General features: G+C 45.9%; 8 protein-coding genes, 1 tRNA gene and 1 other RNA gene. 8 read left to right on the top strand and 2 right to left on the bottom strand.

The window, feature by feature from the left end; genetic code table 11:
- Positions 1 to 36: 36 nt before the first annotated feature.
- Both KNP94_RS15550 and KNP94_RS15545 read left to right on the top strand, forming a co-directional pair.
- Positions 37 to 126 (top strand) — tRNA-Ser (locus KNP94_RS15550).
- 105 nt (positions 127 to 231) lie between these two features.
- Positions 232 to 696: a DinB family protein gene (locus KNP94_RS15545; protein WP_214767983.1), complete on the top strand. Its 465-nt coding sequence runs from the start codon at positions 232 to 234 to the stop codon at positions 694 to 696.
- A 432-nt stretch (positions 697 to 1,128) separates the two neighbouring features.
- Here the strand turns inward: KNP94_RS15545 and KNP94_RS15540 are convergent, their stop codons facing one another.
- Together KNP94_RS15540 and KNP94_RS15535 are read right to left on the bottom strand one after the other, a co-directional pair.
- On the bottom strand, positions 1,129 to 1,806 hold the full coding sequence (locus tag KNP94_RS15540) for a deoxynucleoside kinase (protein ID WP_029332186.1): 678 nt from the start codon (positions 1,804 to 1,806) through the stop codon (positions 1,129 to 1,131).
- The gene (locus KNP94_RS15535; RefSeq protein ID WP_088835958.1) at positions 1,803 to 2,432 is read right to left on the bottom strand and encodes a deoxynucleoside kinase; all 630 of its coding nucleotides are present in this window, start codon (positions 2,430 to 2,432) and stop codon (positions 1,803 to 1,805) included. The genes KNP94_RS15540 and KNP94_RS15535 overlap by 4 nt, the downstream gene beginning before the upstream one ends.
- A gap of 110 nt (positions 2,433 to 2,542) precedes the next feature.
- On the opposite strand from KNP94_RS15535, the gene tadA reads away from it, so the two are divergent.
- From tadA to KNP94_RS15505, 6 genes are all read left to right on the top strand, one after another.
- Positions 2,543 to 3,049 carry a tRNA adenosine(34) deaminase TadA gene (tadA, locus tag KNP94_RS15530; RefSeq protein ID WP_088835959.1) on the top strand — a complete coding sequence of 169 codons (507 nt, stop codon included), beginning with the start codon at positions 2,543 to 2,545 and terminating at the stop codon, positions 3,047 to 3,049.
- 47 nt (positions 3,050 to 3,096) lie between these two features.
- An RNA gene (ffs, locus tag KNP94_RS15525) (signal recognition particle sRNA large type) lies at positions 3,097 to 3,363 on the top strand.
- Positions 3,364 to 3,460: 97 nt separating this feature from the next.
- Complete coding sequence (dnaX, locus tag KNP94_RS15520) at positions 3,461 to 5,143, top strand: DNA polymerase III subunit gamma/tau (protein WP_214767985.1); 1,683 nt, start codon at positions 3,461 to 3,463, stop codon at positions 5,141 to 5,143.
- Positions 5,144 to 5,165: 22 nt separating this feature from the next.
- A complete protein-coding gene (locus KNP94_RS15515) occupies positions 5,166 to 5,486 on the top strand; it encodes a YbaB/EbfC family nucleoid-associated protein (RefSeq protein ID WP_012368932.1) in 321 nt (106 codons plus the stop codon).
- Positions 5,487 to 5,504: 18 nt separating this feature from the next.
- Positions 5,505 to 6,104, top strand: a complete 600-nt coding sequence (gene recR / locus KNP94_RS15510; protein ID WP_029332190.1) for a recombination mediator RecR — start codon at positions 5,505 to 5,507, stop codon at positions 6,102 to 6,104.
- Positions 6,101 to 6,319 carry a YaaL family protein gene (locus KNP94_RS15505; RefSeq protein ID WP_029332191.1) on the top strand — a complete coding sequence of 73 codons (219 nt, stop codon included), beginning with the start codon at positions 6,101 to 6,103 and terminating at the stop codon, positions 6,317 to 6,319. Before recR ends, KNP94_RS15505 begins: the two co-directional genes overlap by 4 nt.
- The last annotated feature ends 213 nt before the right edge of the window (positions 6,320 to 6,532 follow it).

The following is a 6,532-nucleotide window of genomic DNA, read 5'->3' as shown; positions in this document are numbered from 1 at the left end:
CACTTCTTTTTTTTTACCCAAAAATAAATTTAACATGGAGTCGTACCCAAGCCCGGCTGAAGGGGACGGACTCGAAATCCGTTAGGGGTCGTAAGGCCCGCGTGGGTTCGAATCCCACCGACTCCGCTTATATCGAGCATCTCACATCGTGTGAGATGCTTTTTTATTGAACCAAGATCCGTTTACATGCTATGTTTTCCTACATGTAAAAAGGAAGAAGGAGCACTTGATATGACCAATACAAAAGAAACCTTACTCACTCACTATAAAGAAACGATGAACTTCGTCCGTGAACTCGAACACATCCCGGAAGACGCGTGGCGTAGCTCATATGCGGAAGGCAAATGGACGATTGCTGAAATCGTAGGTCACTTGTCACCGTGGGACCGCTTCATGGTGGCAGAACGTCTTCCATTCATGTTGGCGGACGAACCATTCCGTGTGAAGCCGAACAGTCAGGAAGTCAACGAAGAAGCGGCGAAGATGAGTCGCGAGCAGCAACGAATCTTAACGATTGATGAATTCTTAGTCAGCCGTGACCTATTAAGCCGGGCCGTTGATTTGATTCCGGAAGAACGTTTGACGGATACGTTCACTTCGAACGGGAAAACGATGATGATCGTCGACTTGCTTGGCGCGATGAAACAACACGATTTACATCACATCGACCAAATCAAACAAGTAACAGCACGCTAAAAAAAGCCCTTCGATGACTGTCGAGGGGCTCAGGCTGTAGACAAAGTGCCATCGGGAGATCAAGCGTCTTTTTTCGTTGCTTTCCTCGGGCGAGGCGCAAGCCGTTGCTCCTTCGTCCTAACGGACAAGAAGCAGGGTCTTGTCTGCCTCTGAAAAGTGCGCTAAACACGCACTTTTTCCCGCAGGAGTCAACGAAACGTGACGCTTTTTTAGGGCATGCCGTGAAGGAAATCCAGGCATGCAGGCGGTTTAGGGCGCAATCGGTCGCGACCCTGCAGCTTTGCTGTAGCGGCGCGGAAGATTGCCGCTTTGAAGACGAGGTATGACAGGGAAGCGCGACCGGATTGTCTTTCGTTATCGCATGTTCACGCTTCATAAGAGTTTGTCTACACGCAAAAGCCCTTCGACGACTGTCGAGGGGCTTTTGAGGAATCAACGTGTTTTTGCAATCCGGGCGACTTCAAGTTGTTTATCGATTTTCGAGAGGATACGTTCAATCGACTCCGGTTCATTGAGAAGATCATATTCATCGATGGATAAACGAAGGACCGGGCAAATCGTGAAGTTATTGATCCAGTTCGTATACCGTTCGTACATCTCTTCCCAGTACTCGATTGGTGTTTGCTGTTCCATCTCGCGTCCGCGGAGACGAATCCGGTCGAGCACCTGTTCAAACGATCCTTCCAGATAAATCAACAAGTCCGGATGCGGGAAAAATGGCGTCATGACCATCGCATCGAACAAACTGGAGTACGTTTCGTAGTCCGTTGGTGACATCGTTCCTTTTTCGAAGTGCATCTTCGCGAAAATGCCTGTATCTTCGTAGATGGAGCGATCTTGGATGAAACCACCACCGTATTGGAAGATTTTCTTTTGTTCTTTAAACCGTTCCGCTAAGAAATAGATTTGTAAGTGGAAGCTCCAGCGCTCGAAATCATGGTAGAATTTATCGAGATAAGGGTTCGTATCGACTTTTTCAAGAGATGTCCGGAAGCCGAGTGCGTCTGCTAGACCATTCGTGATCGTCGATTTTCCGATTCCGACCATTCCACCGATCGTAATGACGGCATCTGCCGGAATATTGTATTTTTCACGTAACTTCGAGTTCATGCGTGGTTCGCTCCTTCATATAATTCATTGCGGATTTTAGTTAAGACATAATCCAAGTCTTCTGGGCGTTTGACGAAGTCGAGTTCATCTCCGTTAAAACGGATGACTTTGACTTCCGGGTGTTTGATTTGATACTCCGTGACGAACGTTTCGTAGTCTGCTGCGAGTTGCTCGAGATAATCGCGTGACATGTGTTCTTCAACTTCACGTCCGCGTAAGGCGACGCGTTTCATCAGTGTATCGATACTCGCATTCAAGTAGATGACGGCATCCGGTTTTGGCATATCCGTCGTTAAGATCGAATAAATTTGTTCATATTTATCGATGTGCTCTACTTTGAGCGAGCGGTGAGCAAAAATCAGGTTTTTAAAGATATGATAATCAGCGACGACAGAGCGTTGTTTACTTAGGTAGTGACGTTCGATATCATCGAGCTGTTTAAAGCGATTGCATAAAAAGAACATCTCTGTTTGGAAACTCCATTCTTCGATGTCCTCATAGAACTTTCCAAGAAAGGGATTTTCTTCGACAATTTCGCGTAACATAGAAAATGAGAAATGATGACTGATGGCGTTCGCAAGTGAAGTTTTGCCTACACCAATCGGTCCTTCAACCGTTATGAACATATTCAATTACCCTCCGTTCAGCAAAGTGCAATTTATATTTTAGCACAAAGCAGGGACCCCTGCCGAAGTTTCAGAGGGAGAATTTTTGTAAAGATAGGGAGTGAGTAGAAGTGGAGCGACACGAATATTATATGGAGCTCGCGATTGGTGAGGCGAAAAAGGCGGAAGCCATCGGCGAAGTGCCGATTGGGTGTGTCATCGTCAAAGACGATCAAGTCATTGCGACCGGGTATAATCACCGGGAAACGAATCATCAGGCGACGGCACACGCCGAATTACTCGCGATCGAGCAAGCGTGTGAAAAGCTCGGGAACTGGCGACTGGAAGGGTGCGAACTGTATGTGACGCTTGAACCGTGTCCGATGTGTGCCGGAGCCATCATGTTATCGCGGATTGAACATGTCATCTTCGGAGCCGTTGATCCAAAAGGTGGTTGTTGCGGAACTTTGATGAACCTCATCCAAGATGAGCGCTTTAACCATGTTTCACGTCTGACGAGTGGTATATTAGAAAAAGAATGTGGTGAGTTGTTAACGGCGTTCTTTCGCGAACTTCGTGCGAAAAAGAAAGCAAAGAAACGTGCAATGGGTTGCAACAATTTAGACGAAACAGTATAATGAAAAAGCACTCGAACGGGTGCCACTAAAAAACGATAAATCATTTGCCGTGCTAGGTGGGGATGTAGCGGTTCCCTGTCACTCGCAATCCGCTATAGCGAGACTGAATTCCATATCGAGGGATATGATTGGTATGGTCTGCCTTACGTAAGTAGCGTTGACGTTTGAGTCCTGCGCAACAGATACCCATGAACTAGGTCAGGTCCGGAAGGAAGCAGCCTTAAGTGGTGCTCTCTGTGTGCCGCAGGAGTGCTTGAACTGAGCAGGCTGCGTGAGTAACGCATGTTGAACATATTTCAGAATATGGTGCGCGGCAGTTTAATTTTTATAAAACAAGTCTACAGCCGGTTTCGGTTGTAGACTTTTTTAGGTAGAATAGAACAAGGATCTTAAAAAAGAGGAGGCGCAAATTTGGCCTATCAAGCACTATACCGCGTGTATCGTCCGCAGCGTTTTGATGAAGTCGTCGGGCAAGCACATATCACTCGGACGATTCAAAACGCATTGATGGAAGAACGGATGTCACATGCCTACCTATTTTCAGGCCCGCGCGGAACGGGGAAGACAAGTCTTGCGAAAATCATCGCAAAAGCAATCAACTGTGAACACGCACCTGTAAAAGAACCGTGTAATGAATGCCCGACATGTCTCGCGATTACGGAAGGATCGAGTCCGGATGTGTTCGAAATCGATGCGGCTTCAAACAACGGAGTCGACGAAATTCGTGAAATCCGCGATAAGGTGAAGTACCCGCCTTCAGAAGCAGCCTATAAAGTTTATATCATCGATGAAGTGCATATGCTATCGACGGGAGCGTTCAATGCATTATTAAAAACGCTTGAAGAACCACCGGCACATGCGATTTTCATCTTAGCGACAACAGAGCCCCATAAAATCCCGGCGACCATCATTTCGCGTTGCCAACGTTTTGATGTCAAACGCCATGAAGTCGACCAACTAGTCGAACGGATGCAGTTCATCTTATCCGATCAAGAAATTGCCTACTCGGAGACGGCGTTACGGTTGATTGCACGCGCAGCAGACGGAGGAATGCGGGATGCCTTAAGTTTACTCGACCAAGCAGTCGCTTTCTCGAATGGGGATTTGACGGATGCTGCCGTACTCGAAGTAACGGGTGCCGTAGAAGACGAAGCGTTGCTCGCGATTGCAAACGCACTTCATAATCATCAAGTCGATCAATTATTGCAGACACTTGAGCAGATGCAACGGGCAGGAAAAGACCTGAAGCGATTCGTCGAGGACCTGGTCTTCTTTTATCGGGATACGCTCCTGCTAAAAGCCTCACCGACGGCAGTCGATTTGTTAGAACGCGCCCGTCCGACAGAGGAATTCAAACAGTTCGTCGAAATGATTGAAGCGGAAACATGTTTCCATGTCATCGAACAACTGCATGATTGCCAACAACAGATGCGATTGACGAATCATCCACGTGTCTTAGTCGAGATTGCCTTCATCCAAATTACGGAACAGGGGCGTACGACGGGACAAATCGTCCAGTCATTGCAACAGGAAGTAAGAGAAATGAAGGAACAGATGCATCAGTTGAAAGCGAACGGTGTACCGGCAGCAGAAACAGTCGCGGCGCAACCAGCTAAACGGAAGCAAGGTCGTCCGACCGTGCGGATCGCGAAAGAGCGGATTCGACAAATGCTGATGCGAGCAGAAAAAGCACAATTGCTTGAAATCCAAGAGCGCTGGGATGCTATTCTAAAACTCATCTTAAAGCAAGATGGTCCGATCTATTCGCTTGTCCATGAAAGTAAACCCGTCTTGTGTTCGGGAGATACGTTATTGATTGAGTTTGATAACGGGAAGGGCTGGCATTTCGAACAAGTCATGACGAATGAACGAACGCGTTTCGTTATCGAAGAAGCCCTGTTTGAAGTATGTGGCGTCAAACGGGAGATTCTTGCAATTCTTGATCAAGACTGGAATGAATTAAAGGCAGAGTTTGTTGCAAAGCGAAATAGTAGTAATATAGAAGAGAAAGAGGTCGCTGAAGAATCGGAAAGCGATCGTTTATTATCCGAGACGCTTGGTCGTTTTGGTGATATCGTAGAATTTGAAGACTAATCTTACTTGAGGAGGAACAAATATGCGTGGTATGGGAAACATGAACAATATGATGAAACAAATGCAAAAGATGCAAAAGGATATGGCGAAAGCTCAGGAAGAACTTAAGGATTTGACAGTGACAGGTACAGCTGGCGGTGAAATGGTATCTGTCGTAGCTGATGGTCATAAAAACATCATCGACGTCATCATCAAAGAAGAAGTAGTGGATCCTGACGATGTCGAAATGATTCAAGATCTCGTCCTCGCTGCAACGAATGATGCATTGAAAAAAGTCGATGAACTTGTTTCAAGTAAAATGGGTAAATTTACGCAAGGTATGAACATGCCGGGAATGTTTTAAACTGTAGGGGGAAATCAATTGCAATATCCTGAAGCAATCAGTCGTTTGATTGAAAGTTTTACGAAGCTACCGGGGATCGGACCGAAAACGGCTGTTCGTCTTGCTTTTCATGTCTTAGACATGGAAGAAGATGATGTGTTGATGTTCGGGAAGGCACTCGTCAGCGCGAAGCGCGATATTTCTTATTGTAGCGTGTGTGGAAACATAACGGACAAAGATCCGTGTTATGTTTGTTCGGATAAACATCGTAATCGGACGGTTGTCTGTGTTGTTCAGGATTCGCGAGATGTGATTGCGATGGAGAAGATGCGAGATTATCAAGGGTTGTACCATGTACTCCACGGGGCGATTAGTCCAATGGAAGGGATTGGACCTGAAGACATTAACGTATCGAGTCTTTTGACACGTCTTCAAGAAGACGAAGCCATTACGGAAATCATCTTAGCAACGAATCCGAACATTGAGGGAGAGGCAACGGCGATGTACTTGTCACGTTTACTGAAACCGACGGGAATTCGTGTGACACGAATTGCACATGGTCTTCCTGTTGGGGGAGATTTAGAGTATGCGGACGAAGTCACATTATCCCGTGCGATGGAGGGAAGACGCGAACTATGAGTTGGTTTCGAAAAAAAATCCGAAACGAATACGATGAGCGTCTCCTTACAGAATTGTCTAAAGCAAAAGAAGACTACTTGATGAAACGTCATCTACTTGAGATTAGTTATGATGATTATGGTGATCTTGAAGCACAAATGAAATTAGCCGAGTCGTTGTATTTCTTCTATATAAGCGAAGCAAAACGAAGACGCGTTTCAATCATGATGAAGTGAACGAGTGAAGGCTGTGAGCCCGAGTGGTTTGCAGCCTTTAATCTGTTCTTAAAAAGAAGAAGCGAAAAAAATGAAACTATTTTAATAAAACAGTTGTCATCCCCTAACTATCGTGGTATATTAATTCATGTCCTAAAGAGGACGCACGCTTGAAACGAACGAAAAAACTTCTTTTAAAAAGTTGTTGACTTATCGTTCCAGACTTGGTATTCT

It is taken from the genome of Exiguobacterium sp. s80, assembly GCF_018618725.1.
Lineage (GTDB): Bacteria > Bacillota > Bacilli > Exiguobacteriales > Exiguobacteriaceae > Exiguobacterium_A > Exiguobacterium_A oxidotolerans.
Note: the sequence above shows the minus strand (reverse complement) of the source record. Positions and strands in the feature narration are given on the sequence as shown.

Bases quoted from the DNA above. Each gene is read 5' to 3' on its own strand.
- KNP94_RS15545 (WP_214767983.1), top strand. From the start codon at position 232: ATGACCAATACAAAAGAAACCTTACTCACTCACTATAAAGAAACGATG.
- KNP94_RS15540 (WP_029332186.1), bottom strand. From the start codon at position 1,806: ATGAACTCGAAGTTACGTGAAAAATACAATATTCCGGCAGATGCCGTC.
- KNP94_RS15535 (WP_088835958.1), bottom strand. From the start codon at position 2,432: ATGTTCATAACGGTTGAAGGACCGATTGGTGTAGGCAAAACTTCACTT.
- KNP94_RS15515 (WP_012368932.1), top strand. From the start codon at position 5,166: ATGCGTGGTATGGGAAACATGAACAATATGATGAAACAAATGCAAAAG.
- KNP94_RS15505 (WP_029332191.1), top strand. From the start codon at position 6,101: ATGAGTTGGTTTCGAAAAAAAATCCGAAACGAATACGATGAGCGTCTC.